The sequence below is a fragment of the Providencia sp. PROV200 genome, assembly GCF_049901995.1.
Classification (GTDB): Bacteria; Pseudomonadota; Gammaproteobacteria; order Enterobacterales; family Enterobacteriaceae; genus Providencia; species Providencia rettgeri_E.
Genome location: NZ_CP096307.1, coordinates 311,993 through 330,763, shown reverse-complemented (window position 1 = coordinate 330,763; position 18,771 = coordinate 311,993). Strand labels below are relative to the sequence as shown.

Here is an 18,771-nt window from a genome sequence, read left to right as displayed (position 1 = left end):
TTAAAAAGAAAGATTGGGTATTTAGGACAAACAACATGTTAAAACAGATTAAAGGCATACTTGAATAAAAAACGGCAGAAAATTAGCCTTTTCTGCCGTTTCACACATTAACTCATAACAATCATCTGCTTTTCATCTTCATCAACCGCAAAACATGCAACCAACTGTTGGTTATATTCCTTCAATGTTGGCTGGAGCTGCGTACACTGACCAAATGCTCTACGACAACGCGCGGCGAATGCGCACCCCGGTGGTGGGTTCAAGGGACTTGGCAACTCTCCCGTTAATTTAATACGTTCGCGCCGTGCGTCTGGATTCAACCTTGGTGTCGCGGATAATAACGCTTGGGTATAAGGATGAAGAGGGTTATTAAAAATCTGCTCTTTTGTCCCTTTTTCCACACAGCGGCCTAAATACATCACCATGACTTCATCAGCAATATGCTCTACCACCGATAAATCGTGTGAAATAAACACATAAGATAAACCTAAGTCTTGCTGTAGATCCATCATCAGATTTAATACTTGAGCACGAACAGAAACATCCAGAGCGGAAACAGGTTCATCTGCAACCACGATGTCAGGGTCAAGCATTAAACCACGTGCTATCGCGATACGTTGACGTTGACCACCAGAAAACATATGAGGGTATCGGCTATAGTGCTCTGTTTTCAAACCCACTTTAGCCATCATGGAGAGCACTTTTTCTTTACGCTGCTCTTTCGATAGCGAAGTATTAATCAATAGCGGCTCTTCCAAAATTTGCCCCACCTTTTTACGTGGGTTCAGCGAGCCATAAGGGTTTTGAAAAACAATTTGGATTTTTTGACGACGTAGCTTCTCTGCAGACTTATCTTTTATTAACAAGTCTTGGCCTTGATAATACAACTCGCCTTCAGAAGGTTGCTCAATCATGGTTAATAAACGACCCAATGTCGATTTACCACAACCGGACTCCCCAACCACTGCCAGTGTTTTACCTCTTTCTAGTTCAAAAGAGACTCCATCCAATGCTTTTAAGGTTTTCTCGGCAGCAAAAACCCCTCTTTTGACGGAATAATATTTTTTCAAATCCACAGCTTTAAGTAATGGAGTATATTGTTTGTCACTCATAGTGTTGGCCTCCCCATATCATCCAGTGGCATATGGCATTTGACTTGGCGATCACCAACGGTTTGTAACATTGGCTCTTCTTGACGGCATATCTCCGTTGCATATGGACAACGTGGGTTCAATAAACAGCCCACTGGCCTATCGTATTTTCCGGGAACCACACCGGGAAGTGAGGCTAAACGTGATTTATTTGTCGCAAATTCCGGCAAGGCACGTAGTAGCGCTTGTGTATAAGGATGGCGAGGGTGTTTAAAAATATCACTCGCTTTGGCGGACTCAACCACCTGCCCTGCATACATTACAATTATGTGATGTGCCGCTTCTGCTACTAAAGCGAGGTCATGAGTGATAAGCACTAATGCCATATTTTCTTGTTGCTGCAATTCCAACAACAATTCAATGATTTGGGCTTGAATAGTAACATCTAGCGCTGTTGTCGGTTCATCCGCAATCAATAATTTAGGTCGACATGCTATCGCCATCGCAATCATCACTCGCTGGCTCATCCCACCAGACAACTGGTGAGGATACACATCTAAACGTGATTGTGGGTCAGGGATCCCTACCATATCTAACAGGTCAATAGCCCGCTGTTTGCGTGTACTTTTGCTCCCGCCTTGATGCACTTTCAATGCTTCAATGATCTGATACCCCACGGTAAAACAAGGGTTTAAACTGGTCATCGGATCTTGGAAAATCATCGCAACATCGGCACCAACAATCTGCCTGCGTTCTTTTTCAGGGATCGACAGCAAATCACGTCCATCAAATTTTAATGAATCTGCCATCACTTTTCCGGGGTAATCGATCAATCCCATAATCGCGAGTGAACTCACCGATTTACCTGAACCCGACTCACCAACAATACCAACGACCTGGCCTTTATCAACGCTATAGCTGATGCGGTCAACGGCGCGAAACGGTGCTTTTTCGTCTCCGAAATGTACCGAAAGTTGTTCTACATTTAACAATGCCATTTGGTTACCTCATCACTGCTTGAGTTTTGGATCAAATGCATCACGTAACCCATCACCCATCAGGTTGAACGCAAGCACCGTCAATAAAATTGCTAGTCCAGGAAAAGTCACTACCCACCATGCGCTTTGTGCAAATTGCAACACATCAGACAGCATCGTTCCCCATTCAGGAGTCGGTGGCTGTGCGCCCATTCCGAGGAAACCCAAAGCAGCCATATCTAAAATGGCATTCGAAAAACCTAAAGAGGCCTGTACAATCAAAGGTGCCAAACAGTTAGGTAAAATATTGATGAACATTTGACGAGCCGCTCCCGCACCCGCGACTCGAGAGGCAGTGACATAATCACGGTTGACTTCCACCAGTACAGCCGCACGCGTCAGCCTGATGTAATGTGGCAAAGCAACAAACGTCAAAGCAATAGAAGCATTAACAATGGACGGGCCAAAAATGGCCACCAGCACCAACGCTAATAATAGGCTCGGTAATGCCAACATGATGTCAACTACACGCATGATTAACGCATCAACAACACCACCAAAATATCCCGCGATCACCCCAATGGTGACACCCATAATTAATGATAAAACAACGACTAAGCAGCCTACTAGCAATGACAAACGTGCGCCATACATTAAGCGGGAAAGTAAATCACGCCCAACATCATCTGTCCCTAAAATAAACTGCCAACTTCCCCCATCTTCCCAAACTGGTGGAACAAGTAAAAAATCACGAAATTGCTCATCAGGTGCGTGAGGCGCCAATACCCCCGCAAAAATCGCAATCAGCACCATCAGGATAATATAGAACATCCCGACAACGGCCCCTTTGTTACGCTTAAAATAGTGCCAAAACTCTTGCAATGGTGTCATCGGCTGCGGGGCGCTGACAACAGTTGGCTCAGTAGATTGAGACATTTAGCGCTCCTTATTTCTTATGACGAATACGTGGGTTTACAATGCCATACAGCACGTCGACCACTAAGTTTACGAGTATGATCAGTGTAGCAACCAGCAAGACTCCCCCTTGTACTACAGGGTAGTCACGGCGCTGTAACCCTTCGATTAACCAGCGTCCTAATCCAGGCCATGAGAAAATAGTTTCTGTTAAAATAGCCCCCGCTAACATCACCCCAACCTGTAAGCCAATTACCGTGACTACGGGTAATAATGCGTTGCGTAATGCGTGAATTAAAATGACGCGCGCGCGGCCAAGGCCTTTAGCCCGTGCGGTACGAATATAGTCTTCTCCCAACACTTCCAACATTGACGAGCGAGTCATACGCACAATAACGGCTAATGGGATCGTTCCTAAAACAATAGACGGCAATATTAAGTGCTCTACCGCATCAATAAAATCACCATCCTCCCCCCAAATTAGGGTATCAATAAGCATAAAACCGGTTAGAGGCTGGGAGTCATCCAGAAAAACGGTATCACTGACTCGGCCAGCTACTGGGGTGAGGTCTAACTGCACCGACACAAGCATGATGAGCATGATCCCCCACCAGAAGATAGGCATTGAGTAACCCGTTAAAGAAAGGCCGATGGCAGTATGGTCAAAAATTGACCCACGTTTTACTGCCGCTAAAACCCCAACAGGGATCCCAACAGAAACCGCAAAAATCATGGCGCAGGTAGCCAGTTCGACTGTCGCTAAAAAACGCGGTAAAAACTCTTCCCACACACCAATACGGCTTTTTAGGGAAATCCCTAAATCACCATGAAATATCCCATTGATGTAATGGAGATATTGCTTCCAAAGTGGCTGATCAAGCCCTAGTTCAGCCATTAAATAAGCATGCCTTTCAGGGGATAATCCCCTTTCACCAGCCATGATCATCACCGGGTCACCCGGGATCATGTGGACAAAAGCAAAGGTTAATAATGTAATACCGATAAACGTGGGGATCACAAGCCCCAATCGTCGGAGGATAAATTGCAACATATCCTGAATCTCTTTAATAATGCCGTTGACGGCTCTTAGTCCGTTTGGCTACTCAGAAAATCGCTTTTCCGGGTGCTCACAAACAACTTAACTTTTCCGCTTCTTCTAGAGAAGAAAACGCCCTCCGCTCTAAACCAGCAACGAAGGGCATAGACAGATTAGATACGATTACTTCTCAATATCGACGTTTTCGAAGTGGTGTTTCCCTAGTGGGTCAACCACATAGCCTTTGACTTCTTTACGTACTGGCTCGAACACCGTGGAGTGTGCAATAATGAGAGCTGGCGCCTGCTCATTCATCACAACTTGCGCTTGCTTATACAGTTCGACTCGTTTGTCGTGATCTGCAGTTTGGCGCGCAGGTTGGATCAAGTTCTCAAAGCTTTCATTACACCATTTTGAGTAGTTAGAACCTTGCTCTTTTGCGGCACAGCTAAATAAGGTTGCAAAGAAGTTATCAGGGTCCCCATTGTCCCCCGTCCACCCCATCATTACCGTTTGTGGCTCGCCATCTTTCGCACGTTTGAGGTATTCGCCCCACTCATAGCTGACAACTTTTGATTTAACGCCAACTTTTGCCCAGTCTGCTTGGATCATTTCCGCCATACGGCGTGCATTTGGGTTATATGGTCGTTGAACAGGCATCGCCCACAGGTCTATCTCAAAACCATTCGGGAAACCCGCTTCTGCTAATAAGGCTTTCGCTTTTTCAGGATTATATTCGTAATCATTCACAGCATCGTTATAGCCCCACATTGTCGGCGGGATAAGGTTTTTCGCTTTTTGGCCTGCACCTTGATAAACCGCTTCGATAATTGCATCTTTGTTCACCGCCATAGACAGCGCTTGGCGAACTTTTTGATTATCTAACGGTTTTTTCTCGACATTATAAGAGAGGTAACCGACGTTTAGGCCTGGTTGCTCCATTAACGTAATGTCTTTATCTTGCTTCATACGCTCTAAATCAGCCGGATTTGGATATGGCATGACTTGGCATTCATTTTTTTGCAGTTTTGCATAACGAACGGAAGCATCTGGCGTGATAGAGAAGACTAAGCGGTCAAGTTTAGGTTTTGTGCCCCAATATTGGTCGTTGGCTTTATAAAGAATACGGGAATCTTTCTGATACTGTTGTAGAACAAATGGGCCTGTTCCGATTGGGTTTAAGTCTACTTTTTCTGGCGTACCCGCTTTCAACATCTGATCTGCATATTCAGCAGAAAGAATGGATGCGAAGTCCATTGCCATATCGGCTAAGAATGGAGATTCTGGACGAGTTAACGTAATTTTTACGGTGTTATCATCGACTTTTTCAACTTTATCGATAATTTTATCCATATCCATTCCCATAAAGTATTCATAGCTGCCACCTGAAACTTTATGGTATGGGTGATTTGCATCTTTTTGACGCATAAATGTATAGATGACATCGTCCGCATTCAAATCACGGCTTGGCTTAAATTCTTTATTCGAGTGCCATTTGACACCTTTACGTAGATGGAAAGTATATTCTTTACCATCATCACTCACTTCCCAGCTTTCCGCTAGGCCCGGTTCAATTTCCGTCGTTCCTAATTTGAATTCCACTAAGCGGTTATACAGTGGGATTGAACTTGCATCATAGGTTGTTCCTGACGTGAACAACTGCGGGTTAAAGCCCTCTGGGGAACCTTCTGAACAATAAACTAACGTTTTTGCCTGTACTGATGCTGATACTGCTAATGCTGCCAATGTAAGCCCTACAGTCAGTAAACCTGTCTTTTTAATAGAGCGCATCTGTATGCTCCTATGGTGTTCATGTTGTTTTGCTTGATGCCTAAATCCGTCATAAAAACGACAGATGTAGTATCTGTATTTTTTGTTATTCATTGTGCAATTAATCAACTGTTACTCACTTCGTCAATAGCCACATTTATGACTCACCTACAATCTATGTAACATATTAGAAACAATTAGCATCGCAATTTAGCTTAAAATTTTACAGTATAGGACAAGGTGCAGGCGTTATAACCATATAATTCGTAGTGAATAGGGTTTTATGTTGCGGTTATTTATTTTTATATTTGTGATTAAGTGCTGAATTACTGAACGAATATAGTGCTTTTATTAGTGTAGTGCGAAATAAAACACTAAAGAGAATTGATATGGAAATTATTTTAGTATGTAATAATTTAGTTTGTTTTATAAGCAAATAAAAAACATTCAGCTGACTATGCTAAACAAAATTTTAACTAACTGATAACTTAAAGAATAAAATAACACTGATAAGAGTTTGTATTCTATTTGCCCAAATACAGAATATGCTTTAATACCAACGATAAAAGCTACAATTGCCTAGTATTAATTCGGCCATTCCTGAATGATGCAATTGCCTATCTTAACCCTATGATTTAACTAATAATGAACCCTTACCTGAAGACCTGTACTCATTGAATTCACCAACAGCTGGTCAGTTTGCCAAATTGGAGTTTCAGCAAATAAATGATATGACAAACGCCCTATTTGGCCTTTAGCTCCGACTCTACCACCCAGCAATAGATTTTCTTTCCAAAAGGTTCCTCTATCATTTGATGTTGTTCCTAAACCTAACGAGGTATATAAAGCCAGATATGGCCATGGGCTCTGCCAGAGGACCTCACTTTGTAGCTTTAAACTATTATCCCCCATATCAAAGGGCTCGCCCCCTCCAATAAAACCGCTAACGCCCCCAAAACCAACAAATGACTCTTGCTCTAATAAAACATCTAACTTATCACGACTTAATTGCACATCAAGTTGGCTTTCATATTGAAAAGGAGAAGCCACCCTCATTGCAGAAACCGAGATTTGTATAACCTGTGGCTTATTTAAACCTGTAACTTGCTGTGCATTTGCACCAAACCAGCTAGTTCCTTGTTTATACTTTAATGCCATTAAAGCGCTACCCTGTAAAAAGTTAACCTGATGAGTCAACTCACCGATAATGTAATGAGCCAAACGTTGTTGTGTTCGTAAGTGTAGATTAGCCAAAAATGTGTCACTCTTTTGGCTTTCAGACCCTAGGCTTAATGAAGTCATCGCGTTTTCTGTTCGCTTTAATAAATACTCGGCTTGTAATAATAAGAAACCATGATGCTGCTGCAGAGGTAAAACAACATCATTGCTAGCAATGACCGTTTTATTTTTCTGGTATCCACTCAATATTGAAAACAACCAGTATTGATAAGGAAGAGAATAAAACAACATGGCTGATTTCACTTCGGTCTCTTCAGTGTTACTAAATTGACGGCTAATATTTGAATATAGAAAATCATTTAGTAGCAAAGGATTAGCAACCATAAAAGTATGGCTAACTGTATTTGTATTGCCTACCTGATGGGCCATTGAGTGTGACTCAAAGGAGAGAGTACCTTGAAATTCTCGCCGGTGCTGGCCTAACACTATAATTTGAGTGGCATTTTCATGCTTATCATCTGCAATTAATTTGACTTGAAAAGGGATTAAAGATGCATTTTGTAAGTTGTACAAACCTTGCTCAACTTGTCGCAGATTAAGCGCATCCCCTAGTTGAAAAGGAAATATATGTTGAAGTGATTTATATTCTACCTGCTCATGTTGATAAACCACTGAAGAAACTGTTCCTGCTATTATTTTTGCTTGCAGGATACCAAATAGAAAAGTTTGCTCTGGGTAATACAAGTAAGAGGTCAAATAGCCTGCATGAACTAACTCTGCCGTAATGTCATCCGCATATTTAAGCAAGCCTTGTTCATCAATGCACTGGCCTTCTATCTTTTGCCGCCATTTATTCACTTGGCTACGAGCGATTTCTTTTACTTGCTCAAGCCCAATGAAATGTACTTGATTCATCATGATACAAGTAGAGGGGACTTGGATAATGCCATTTGGAGGCGCTATAGGCGTGCTATAAGCTTTAAAGCCAATAATGGTACAAAAACTGAATAAGAAGCAGCAAAGATGTATCGATAAAACGTTATCAACTTTCATTAACGAGTCCTTGTAATGAAAAAGCGTTTTTACCTAAAACAACATGAGTTAGTCAGCTTATATATCAACAGAGATAGGTGATTGAGTGCAAGCCAAGTTAGTCTGAAATAGTTGAGGTGAAAAATAGGAAGGGGTAAAAATGAAAAAACCCACCTCAATGAGGTGGGTTTTAGAATTTGGTCGGCGAGAGAGGATTCGAACCTCCGACCCACTGGTCCCAAACCAGTTGCGCTACCAAGCTGCGCTACTCGCCGAAAACGGTGTGAATAATACTGCCAAGAACGGAGGTCGTCAACCCATTTTTCGCCAATTCTGTTCGTTTGCCGATAAAACCACCAAAATGGTAAGGTTTATATGCAACTCGCCTTATTTAAAGCAAAAAATAAGCACTAAAATATTTTAGTGCTTATTTATCAAACAGGTTAGAGTTTATAAAAATAGCATTAACAACACGCTAATAACTCAATTTTAAGCCTATTGCAGTAAAGAAATATCCGCTACTCTTAAGAATAACTCACGTAACTGGCTTAATAGTGTCAAACGGTTAATACGAACCGCTTGGTCTTCATCCATTACCATCACATTTGCAAAGAATTCATCCACGATATCGCGTAAAGAAGCTAATTCAACTAAAGCCTCTTGATAATTCCTTTCTGCAAACATTGGCGCAAGCTTATCTTGTAATACCACAACGTGAGTCGCCAGTTTGACTTCTTCAGGCATTTTTAGAACAGAGGCTAAAACGTTGTCCGCAAGTTTTTCTTCTGATTTGCTCAGAATATTGGAAACACGTTTATTTGCCGCTGCAAGAGCCTGTGCTTCGTCTAATGAACGGAAGTGAGTAACGGCTTTCACTCGTGCATCAAAGTCAGCTGGTTGTGTTGGGTGACGAGCTAATACCGCTTGAATGGTATCAATGCTATAGCCTAATTCTTGATACCAAGAACGGAAACGGCCAAGCATGAACTCAACAACGTCACTCACCACATTGTCATTGGTTAATTTATCACCGTATAAGCGAGCCGCCTCTTCTGTCATTTCAACGAGATCAAGCTGATAGCCTTTTTCAACGATAATGCGTAAGACGCCTAACGCAGCACGGCGCAGAGCAAATGGGTCTTTATCGCCTTTAGGATGTTGACCGATACCAAAAATACCCGCAAGCGTATCCATTTTTTCAGCCAGTGCTAATGCAGCTGAAACGTCAGTTGATGGAAGTGCATCCCCTGAGAAACGCGGTTGGTACTGCTCTTTTAAAGCTAATGCAACATCTTCTGACTCACCATCATGGCGTGCGTAGTGCATTCCCATAACGCCTTGAGTGTCTGTGAACTCAAACACCATGTTAGTCATTAAGTCACATTTCGCTAATAAGCCAGCCCGTGTAGCATGATTGACATCCGCACCAATTTTGCTCGCAATCCAGCCAGCTAATGCTTCTAAACGGTCGGTTTTATCACGCAGTGTACCTAATTGTTTCTGGAACAATACGGTTTCTAGGCGTGGTAAGTTATCTTCCAAACGTTGTTTACGGTCAGTCTTAAAGAAAAATTCGGCATCCGCTAAACGTGGACGTACAACTTTTTCGTTACCTGAAATGATTTGCTGAGGGTCAGAAGACTCAATATTGGCCACAAAGATAAAGTTAGGCATTAACTTGCCAGCCTTATCATAAACTGGGAAATATTTTTGGTCCCCTTTCATGGTGTAAACGAGCGCTTCTGAAGGAACCTCTAAGAATTTCTCTTCAAATTTAGCCGTTAAAACGACTGGCCATTCAACCAATGACGTCACTTCTTCAAGCAAGCTATCTGTTAAGTCAGCTTGGCCACCAAGAGCCTGAGCTGCTTTTTCCGCATCTGCTTTAATAACCGCTTTACGTTCTGCGTAATCCGCCATGACTTTACCGCGTTCACGTAAAATGGCTGGATATTGTTCCGCATTATCAATAGTAAATTCAGATTCACCCATGAAACGGTGACCACGAATCGTGCGCCCGCTCTTGATACCTAAGATTTCACCATCAATAACATCGCTACCTAGTAGTAATGTGACGGTATGAACAGGACGAACGAATTGAGTGTCTTTATCAGCCCAGCGCATTAATTTAGGAATGGGTAGTTTTGCGAGCGCGCGGCTAGTCATATCAACCAATAATTCGCTGACAGCCTGCCCTTTTACTTGAGCACGATACAGTAGCCATTCGCCTTTATCGGTCGTCAAACGCTCAGCTTGATCAACGGTAATACCACAACCACGAGCCCAGCCTTCAGCGGCTTTAGTCGGTTGGCCATCTGGACCAAACGCCTGAGAGATAGCAGGGCCGCGTTTTTCAACTTCACGGTCTGGCTGTGAAGCCGCTAAATCAGCGACTTTAAGTGCTAGACGACGAGGGGCAGCAAACCACGTTACTGCACCATGAGCGATATCAGCACCATCAAGTTCAGCCGTAAAATTTGCAGCAAATGATTCAGCTAATGAACGAAGAGCCTTCGGCGGTAACTCTTCGGTGCCGATTTCCACAAGGAAAGTCTGTTGAGTCATGACAGCCTCTTAGTTCTTATGACACATAGGGAATCCAAGCGCTTCACGAGAAGCATAGTACGCTTCTGCAACCCCTTTAGTTAGGGTACGAATACGTAAAATATAGCGTTGGCGTTCAGTAACAGAAATGGCTTTACGTGCATCGAGTAGGTTGAAAGTATGAGCCGCTTTCAAAATACGTTCGTATGCAGGTAGTGGAAGTGGTGTTTCCAAAGCCAGCAAGTGTTGAGCTTCTTTTTCATACTCTTCAAAACATTTGAAAAGAAAATCTACATTTGCGTATTCGAAGTTATAGGTTGATTGCTCAACTTCGTTTTGATGATAAATATCACCATAGGTGGTTTTACCCAATGGGCCATCACACCAGACAAGGTCATACACGCTGTCCACGCCTTGAATATACATAGCTAAGCGTTCTAGGCCGTATGTAATTTCACCCGTTACCGGTTTACATTCAAGACCACCGACCTGCTGGAAGTAAGTAAACTGAGTCACTTCCATCCCGTTAAGCCATACTTCCCAACCTAATCCCCAAGCCCCTAGGGTTGGGTTTTCCCAGTTATCTTCAACAAAGCGAATGTCGTGAACGGTTGGGTCAACACCTAATTCTTTTAAAGAGCCTAGGTATAATTCTTGGATATTGTCGGGTGATGGTTTAATGATCACCTGAAACTGATAATAGTGTTGTAGACGGTTTGGGTTTTCACCATAACGGCCATCAGTAGGTCGACGAGATGGTTGAACATAAGCCGCAGCAATAGGCTCAGGGCCTAATGCACGCAAACACGTCATTGGGTGAGAAGTTCCGGCGCCGACTTCCATGTCCAATGGTTGAACAATGGTACAGCCTTGACGCGCCCAGTAGTCCTGTAATGTCAGGATTAGACCTTGGAAGGTCTTGGTATCAAACTTTTGCATGTTAGATCCGCACGCGATACGTAAAATTTAATGAAAGTACGCCAGTATACCCTTTGACCGCAAGATATACAGCATTGAATATGTCTGTATTTATTCTAAAAATAAAAAAAAATACTTTCACCCCTTTCAAGCTGGTTATTTATACAGTATAAATAGTTTGTTTTTTGAAACAAGGTTATCGAAACTGTAAAAAGGATGAAAAATGGGTACTTCTCTGACACGTTGCCATTGGGTTAATCAAGACCCTGAATATATCGCTTATCACGACCATGAATGGGGTAAACCCAATTATAGCAACTTAGCATTATTTGAAATGCTTTGCCTTGAAGGCCAGCAAGCCGGGCTATCTTGGTACACCATTTTAAAAAAACGCCAAGGATATCGTGATTTATTTCATCATTTCGATCCTACAAAAATCGCATTAATGAATGAGAATGATGTTGAGCGACTTATGCAAGACACTCGAATTATCCGTAACCGACTCAAAATTAATGCGATTATCGCGAATGCAAAAGCCTATTTAGCGATGCAAGGCAATGGTGAAGATTTTTCTACTTTTCTTTGGCAATTTGTTGATGGCCGCCCCATTGTCAATGCTTGGGAAAATTCGTCGCAAGTTCCTACGGAAACTGAAACGTCTAAGCTTCTTTCCAAAGCACTTAAAAAACATGGTTTTAAATTTGTAGGTTCAATCACTTGTTATGCATTTATGCAAGCGACTGGCATGGTAAATGACCATTTAATGCATTGTTGCCAATTTAAATAAATTAGTTTTTATCAGTGTAACTTACCAAAGAAAAAGAAAAATAAACCACCATTGCATTAACATTGCAATATTTTAACTCGGCAAACTATAAACTTTCGATATTTTAAATTAAAAAAAGATGTGAATGGGTGGTTGAACTCTGAGAAGTAGCAGAGTATGTTTTAAATTCCATTAACAATCTAATAAATATATGTGAATAAATGCGATGATATTTTCTAAATTTGGTAATAAATTTGCCCAAAATTCAGGCATTTCATTATTAATGAAAGACTTGAATGACGGCATAAGAACCCCTGGCTCCATTATGTTAGGGGGTGGCAATCCAGCTCATATCCCTGAAATGGATAAGTATTTCCAAGATCTATTAGCAGAAATGTGTGCTAATGGCCAATTGACGGACACTTTATGTAATTATGATGGTCCTCAAGGTAAAGATGCCATGTTGAAAGCGCTTGCAGCAACGCTAAAAGCAAAACTAGGTTGGAATATTAGCGCGAAAAATATTGCCCTATCTAACGGCAGCCAGAGTGCTTTTTTCTATCTATTTAACTTGCTAGCCGGTCGCTTTGAAGATGGTATCACTCGTAAAGTCCTCTTCCCTCTTGCCCCTGAATATGTCGGTTATGCAGACTCAGGGCTAGACGACGACTTATTTGTGGCTAATAAACCGCAAATTGAGTTTTTACCTAATGGTCAATTTAAGTACCGTGTAGATTTTAATACTTTAGAAGTGACTGATGACATTGGTGTTATTTGCGTATCTCGCCCAACAAACCCAACTGGTAATGTCATTACAGATGAAGAAGTTGAGCATTTAGACAAACTAGCTAAACAACATAATATCCCATTATTAATAGACAATGCTTATGGCGTTCCTTTCCCCGGCATTATCTTCAGCGAAGCTACGCCATTTTGGAACGAAAATGTCATTCTTTGTATGAGTTTATCTAAACTTGGTTTACCTGGAACTCGATGCGGCATTATCATCGCTAATGAAGAAATCATTGAAGCCGTTAGCAACATGAACGGCATTATCAGCCTTGCTCCAGGTGGCATAGGCCCTGCACTTGCGTTAGAAATGCTTAAGAAAGATGACCTTATCTCATTATCTAAGAATGTCATTGGCCCTTTTTATAAGCAACGAGTGGAAGAAGCCATCGAAATTATTCGCCGCTATATTCCAGAAGATAAATGTTTAATTCATAAGCCTGAAGGTGCTATTTTTCTTTGGTTATGGTTTAAAGACTTGCCAATTAATAGCTTAGAATTATACCAACGCTTAAAAAAACGTGGTGTATTGATGGTTCCTGGCCACTACTTCTTTCCCGGTATCGAACAAGATTGGCCACATGCACATCAATGTATGCGCATGAACTATGTCCCTGAACCAGAAAAAATTGAACAGGGGATCAAGATATTAGCTGAAGAACTAGAAAAAGCGTATCAAGAAGTAACCTGTTAGGTTGCTAAATAACAAAGGGCTTTTAACCCTGTCATTGCAAGTTTTAGGTAAAAAAAAGCCCTTTCATATAGAAAGGGCTAAAATTAGCGAGAACTCCGTAATTGAAATCAAATTAATTTTTCAATACGAATATCATTCAGAACCATTAGAACATCTTTTCAATTTGGTTATTGCTTGAACAAAAGCACTTTTTGCCCCTATATATCGTGATACTTTTTAATGGCCTTCTTCTACATCCATCAGAATACTCACCTATCCAATTGAAAAACAAGCCTTAAACAGTGTTAGTTATTCATCAAATGGACTATCACATTTAACTAAACAGCCCAAAATAAAATGGCCAGCAATTGAGGCGAAATAATCCTTAAAAACATCGCTAATGGATAAACTGTTGCATAAGATAATGCGGGCGCGCCGCTGGTCGCATGAATATTATTTGCGAATGCTAATGCAGGCGGATCCGTCATGGAACCCGCTAGCACCCCGCAAAGGCTCAGATAGTTCATTTTGCCAAAAATTCGAGCGACAACACCTGTAATAAATAGCGGCACAAACGTGATCAATAACCCATAGCCAATCCACGTCAGCCCATCGCCTTTAATTAAAGTATCAATGAAGCCACCACCAGAATTGAGCCCTACCACAGCGAGGAACATGACAATTCCCAGCTCTCTCAACGCCAAATTCGCACTCGGAGGCATAAACCAATATAAACGCCCGATCGTCCCTATACGGCCTAGAATTAATGCAACAACTAATGGACCTCCCGCTAATCCAAGTTTTAGCGCTGCAGGAAAACCTGGAACAAAAACAGGTATTGACCCCAGTACAACCCCAAGCCCTATTCCAAGGAACACAGGTAACATTTGAACTTGCTGTAGTTTTTGTTTCGCATTGCCTAACAAAGCGGTGACAGCTTCAATTGACTCAGGGCGCCCAACAATATTTAAAATATCGCCAAATTGTAAAACTGAATTGTTATTAGCCACTAAATCAATACCCGTACGGTTTAATCGTGTAACAACAACGTCATACTTTTGTTTTAAATTTAAGTCTTTAAGCCTTTTACTTAATACGGCATCATTCGTGACTACTACACGAACGGAATGCAAAATAGAGCTTGATGTCGAAAGGGATGCATCAACTTCCTCACCTAATATTAAGCGAACTTTATTTAAATCGTCTTTCAAACCAACAACGTGCAATAGATCCCCTAAATGGATCTCTGTTGTGGGCTGAGGGACAACAAGCATATCCCCACGTTTTAATCTTGAACAAACAATCGCTTCGCTACCAAGTAGTGGGATGTCTTGCATCATTAAGCCATCAAGATTAGCGTTACGAATGGCAATATTCATAGTCTGCAGAGAGTCGCGCTGTTGAAAGTTAGAACTATTAAATGCGGAAGCTTCTTTATCTACTGAGATCCTAAAAATAATGCGTACTAACCACATCACTAATAATATGCCACAAATCCCCATAGGATATGCCATGGCATAACCCATCCCCATCTGGTCAACAAGGTTAGGATCAGAGCCTAAATCAGATAAAATTTGCTGACCAGCACCTAAAGATGGGGTATTCGTGACTGCACCTGAAAAAATACCTAAAATAATAGGTAATGGGATATTCGCAACTTTATATATAATTGCCGTTACCACCGCACCTAAGACAACCACCATTAGTGCGAAGCCATTTAATTTTAGGCCAGAAACACGTAAAGAAGAGAAAAAACCAGGCCCGACCTGAATACCAATCGTGTATACAAACAGTATCAAGCCAAACTCTTGAATAAAATGCAGCATGTCTTTATTCAGTTGTAAGCCGTAACTTTGGGCAAAATGCCCAACGATGATCCCCCCAAATAGGACACCACCAATGCCCAGCCCAACGCTACGGATCTTCCAATTACCGATCCATAGCCCTAAAGCAGCAGCTAACGCCAACAAACTTACAGTAAGAGCTAATTCACTCATAAACCGCATCCTTTTGACGACAAGTTACCCATTAAACACACCCAGATAGGCGATAAAACAGACTACTGAATCGATTATGCCAAATAGCCTGAGGGTAATATGTGCCATAGAGCACAGTTCAGAATGAATAAATGACCTATTTTTTTAGAATTTTCAAACTGATAACAAATATAAAATAGTATGTCATTATTTCTTAACGTTATTTACCATTCATCGAATAGATACTGAAGGTAAACATTTTTAGTTAATAGCTACAAGAAAACTATTAACTAAAAAAACACATACGGCTCAATAAAATAATAATATGGCGCCATTATTGTGAATTTCTTGTTTTTCGTTATTATAAGTCAATATTAGGAATAACAAGCAAAATACAGGTTGACGACGTCTATGCTGAGTTTAATTTCAATACGATTCTGCTTTCTTATCGCACCTCTTATTTTAAGTGGCTGCTCAAGTATTATGACTCATGCGGGTCCATCTGAAGGCTATTACCCTGGTTCTAAAAATAGTATTAAAATGATTAAAGATGATGAAACGGGTTGGGTCGTTAAGCCTTTACTTGCTATTGATTTACCTTTTTCTGTTGTTATGGATACCCTTTTAATTCCTTTAGATTACGCTAAATCAGATAATGATGCTCAAGCTGACTCACCCAAGAAACGTATAGAAGAACTTGAAAAGAAAGATAAAACGAAAAAGTAATTTAGGGGTAATCAATCGTTTGTAATTAAAATATGATTGTGTACTAAATGTATTTGTTAATACATTATTTTTAACCTAACTAAGTTCTGGCAAATCATTTATGTAATATTACTTTAATTATTAATTTATTATGACAAGAATTTTTCTTAACTTTAAATATTCTATTTGTAAGCATCTACATGTTCTACATGTAAATAATTAACAATTAAATGATTGAGTTTTTTATTGGAATATAATAAAAACAATTACGAATAAAAAAGTCAATCCTAACTTTTTTATCCGTTATTATAGTAATCTGATTATTTTATTTGCCGCTTTAAACCCGTTTCTACGGTATAAATCTGTCTAAATCCATCAATATCACGCATGAATGCGATCAACTCATCATTAGGTGAAAATACAACGGCATCGGCAACAGGGGCAAGCTCCGTCCATTCTGTTAGTTTTTGCATAGTTCCAGTCACAACATGACAATACATGACGCTATTATCACGAATAAAGCAGATGTGCTCTCCTTTACTATCCCAGTTAAAAGCAGACTGAAGTGGCGAAGAACCGTGTGTTATTTGCCTTTGTGTTCCAGTTAGCGTATCAACTAACCATAATTGAGCATTACCGTCATCATCATTCATCAAACAAGCGATTGATTTACCATCTGGAGAAGTTCTAAGCCAATGTCGAGGTTGTTTTGCTAAACCAGGAAATTTTTTATCCTGTGTATAAGTTAAGCGCCTTTGCAGTATCCCCCTAGGAGGGGAAGGCATGCTCGATTCTGTTCCTTGGATAGGAAATTCCCCTGCAATCATGTAATCCTCAAGCTGTGAAGGCAAATCAACAATGTAGATCTCAGGAATAATTTCACCATTTGTAGAATGAGTATCACCAATAAATACCAAGGCTCTTTCCTGCCATTCCCCACTCTGTTTTTGATAGCCTTTTTGACCTACCCAACCCTCTTCGTATGCACGGCTAATTTCATCACTGTTAGCTTTAGGCTGCGGTGTAGTCTGGGTCACAACACAACAAAAGTAGTCACCATTATATTCTCGAACATGTTTTTTGGGGTTTACATTGATAGGACCGATAGGTACAGCAATCGCAACATTCCGTTGATCTAATTGCACATCTAATTCGTGCATAACATGGTCGTTATATGTAAAACTCAGCCACTTTCCGTCTGGACTGAAAACGTGAACATGAGTGCCCCCACGTAACGCCCCCACTAAATAAGGAGGAGTAATACACATTGCATCAATGGAGTGGGCGACGTTTAATTGCTCGTCTTTAACATACACCCCTCTCCGGTGGTGAAAATCATATTGCCACTGATCATCTGGGTACTCAGGGCCATGTATAAACGCATATTGAATTGGTGGTTGAGGACTTACAGTTACCACCCCCACGTGAGCCCCATGACTTGCACGATAAACCTCAACAACTTGCCGTGTTTTTACATGAATTTTTTCTATAGATAAACCTGTAAAAGAACTACCATTTGGCCGTATATCGTACGCTAACCACTGGCTATCTGGAGTCCAGACATTAATGTTCGTTAGTTGATGGCTTCGCTCATCATGCGTTAAACGTGTTTCTTTATAGGGCAATTTATTATTCAATCTGTTATCCTTTGACATCATTTAATATCGCTATCGGATTACTTTAACTAATCTAGTTTAACCAACACTAGAAAATCTCAGTCGAGAAGTTTCACAAGTAATATTACCCTTTAGCAACAACCTTAGTCTTGAACAAAACTACCATGTTATTAAGTGTACTTTATATTATTGGTATCACCGCAGAAGCCATGACGGGTGCGCTTGCCGCTGGCAGGCGAAAAATGGATGTCTTTGGTGTCATCATTATTGCGTCTGCGACAGCAATTGGCGGTGGTTCCGTACGTGATATGTTACTTGGCCATTACCCCTTAGGCTGGGTGGAACACCCTGAGTATATCCTGACTGTTGCAGGCGCTGCTATTGTGACAATTTGGATAGCTCCGATGATGAAACATTTACGTCGATTGTTCCTCATATTAGATGCTATCGGGCTAATTGTGTTTTCTATACTGGGTGCCCAAATTGCCCTCGATATGCACTATAGCCCAATCATCGCTGCTATTGCAGCCGTAATTACTGGCGTTTTTGGCGGTGTGTTAAGAGACATGCTGTGTAATACAATCCCTTTAGTTTTCCAAAAAGAGGTCTATGCTGGCGTCTCTTTCGCTGCCGCTTGGATCTATATTGGCCTATTACAAACTCCTCTGCCTAAAGACATCGTGGTAATTATCACACTCGTTGTTGGTTTAAGCGCAAGGCTAATCGCCATTCGTTATCGTCTTGGTCTACCTATTTTCAATTACGAAAACCAAGATTAACCTAG

General features: G+C 41.0%; 14 protein-coding genes and 1 tRNA gene. 4 read left to right on the top strand and 11 right to left on the bottom strand.

Translation table 11 applies throughout. The annotated features are described in order from the left end of the window. Positions 1-107: 107 nt before the first annotated feature. The 9 genes from dppF to glyQ form a co-directional block, all read right to left on the bottom strand. Entirely contained in the window at positions 108-1,112 is a 1,005-nt protein-coding gene (gene dppF / locus M1E86_RS01495; protein WP_213913562.1) for a dipeptide ABC transporter ATP-binding subunit DppF, read from the bottom strand. Then, positions 1,109-2,089, bottom strand: a complete 981-nt coding sequence (dppD, locus tag M1E86_RS01490) for a dipeptide ABC transporter ATP-binding protein (protein WP_102138867.1) — start codon at positions 2,087-2,089, stop codon at positions 1,109-1,111. The genes dppF and dppD overlap by 4 nt, the downstream gene beginning before the upstream one ends. Positions 2,090-2,101: 12 nt before the next feature. Next, positions 2,102-3,004 carry a dipeptide ABC transporter permease DppC gene (gene dppC / locus M1E86_RS01485; RefSeq protein ID WP_213913560.1) on the bottom strand — a complete coding sequence of 301 codons (903 nt, stop codon included), beginning with the start codon at positions 3,002-3,004 and terminating at the stop codon, positions 2,102-2,104. A gap of 10 nt (positions 3,005-3,014) precedes the next feature. Continuing rightward, a complete protein-coding gene (dppB, locus tag M1E86_RS01480; protein ID WP_102138865.1) occupies positions 3,015-4,034 on the bottom strand; it encodes a dipeptide ABC transporter permease DppB in 1,020 nt (339 codons plus the stop codon). A gap of 168 nt (positions 4,035-4,202) precedes the next feature. Continuing rightward, a complete protein-coding gene (dppA, locus tag M1E86_RS01475) occupies positions 4,203-5,810 on the bottom strand; it encodes a dipeptide ABC transporter periplasmic-binding protein DppA (RefSeq protein WP_102138864.1) in 1,608 nt (535 codons plus the stop codon). 618 nt (positions 5,811-6,428) lie between these two features. Continuing rightward, positions 6,429-8,021, bottom strand: a complete 1,593-nt coding sequence (locus M1E86_RS01470; protein WP_125891709.1) for a ShlB/FhaC/HecB family hemolysin secretion/activation protein — start codon at positions 8,019-8,021, stop codon at positions 6,429-6,431. 177 nt (positions 8,022-8,198) lie between these two features. Further along, positions 8,199-8,275, bottom strand: a tRNA-Pro gene (locus M1E86_RS01465). Positions 8,276-8,495: 220 nt separating this feature from the next. Continuing rightward, positions 8,496-10,565: a glycine--tRNA ligase subunit beta gene (gene glyS / locus M1E86_RS01460; RefSeq protein WP_213913559.1), complete on the bottom strand. Its 2,070-nt coding sequence runs from the start codon at positions 10,563-10,565 to the stop codon at positions 8,496-8,498. A gap of 9 nt (positions 10,566-10,574) precedes the next feature. Then, the gene (glyQ, locus tag M1E86_RS01455; protein WP_004262647.1) at positions 10,575-11,483 is read right to left on the bottom strand and encodes a glycine--tRNA ligase subunit alpha; all 909 of its coding nucleotides are present in this window, start codon (positions 11,481-11,483) and stop codon (positions 10,575-10,577) included. A gap of 202 nt (positions 11,484-11,685) precedes the next feature. Between glyQ and M1E86_RS01450 the strand changes: the two genes are divergently transcribed. After that, positions 11,686-12,249, top strand: a complete 564-nt coding sequence (locus M1E86_RS01450; RefSeq protein ID WP_213913557.1) for a DNA-3-methyladenine glycosylase I — start codon at positions 11,686-11,688, stop codon at positions 12,247-12,249. Positions 12,250-12,454: 205 nt separating this feature from the next. Then, positions 12,455-13,711 (top strand): valine--pyruvate transaminase, encoded by a 1,257-nt coding sequence (locus M1E86_RS01445; protein ID WP_125891712.1) that lies wholly within the window; start codon positions 12,455-12,457, stop codon positions 13,709-13,711. Positions 13,712-14,028: 317 nt separating this feature from the next. Here M1E86_RS01445 and M1E86_RS01440 read toward each other — a convergent pair whose 3' ends face one another. Further along, the gene (locus tag M1E86_RS01440; protein WP_102138858.1) at positions 14,029-15,687 is read right to left on the bottom strand and encodes a putative transporter; all 1,659 of its coding nucleotides are present in this window, start codon (positions 15,685-15,687) and stop codon (positions 14,029-14,031) included. A 390-nt stretch (positions 15,688-16,077) separates the two neighbouring features. Here M1E86_RS01440 and M1E86_RS01435 point away from each other — a divergent pair, with 390 nt between their 5' ends. Beyond that, positions 16,078-16,392, top strand: coding sequence for a YceK/YidQ family lipoprotein (locus M1E86_RS01435; protein WP_213913556.1), 315 nt, complete (start codon positions 16,078-16,080; stop codon positions 16,390-16,392). A 299-nt stretch (positions 16,393-16,691) separates the two neighbouring features. Here M1E86_RS01435 and M1E86_RS01430 read toward each other — a convergent pair whose 3' ends face one another. Beyond that, on the bottom strand, positions 16,692-18,029 hold the full coding sequence (locus M1E86_RS01430; protein WP_248467424.1) for a DUF3748 domain-containing protein: 1,338 nt from the start codon (positions 18,027-18,029) through the stop codon (positions 16,692-16,694). Between the two features lie 122 nt (positions 18,030-18,151). On the opposite strand from M1E86_RS01430, the gene M1E86_RS01425 reads away from it, so the two are divergent. Next, positions 18,152-18,766 carry a trimeric intracellular cation channel family protein gene (locus tag M1E86_RS01425; RefSeq protein WP_102138856.1) on the top strand — a complete coding sequence of 205 codons (615 nt, stop codon included), beginning with the start codon at positions 18,152-18,154 and terminating at the stop codon, positions 18,764-18,766. The last annotated feature ends 5 nt before the right edge of the window (positions 18,767-18,771 follow it).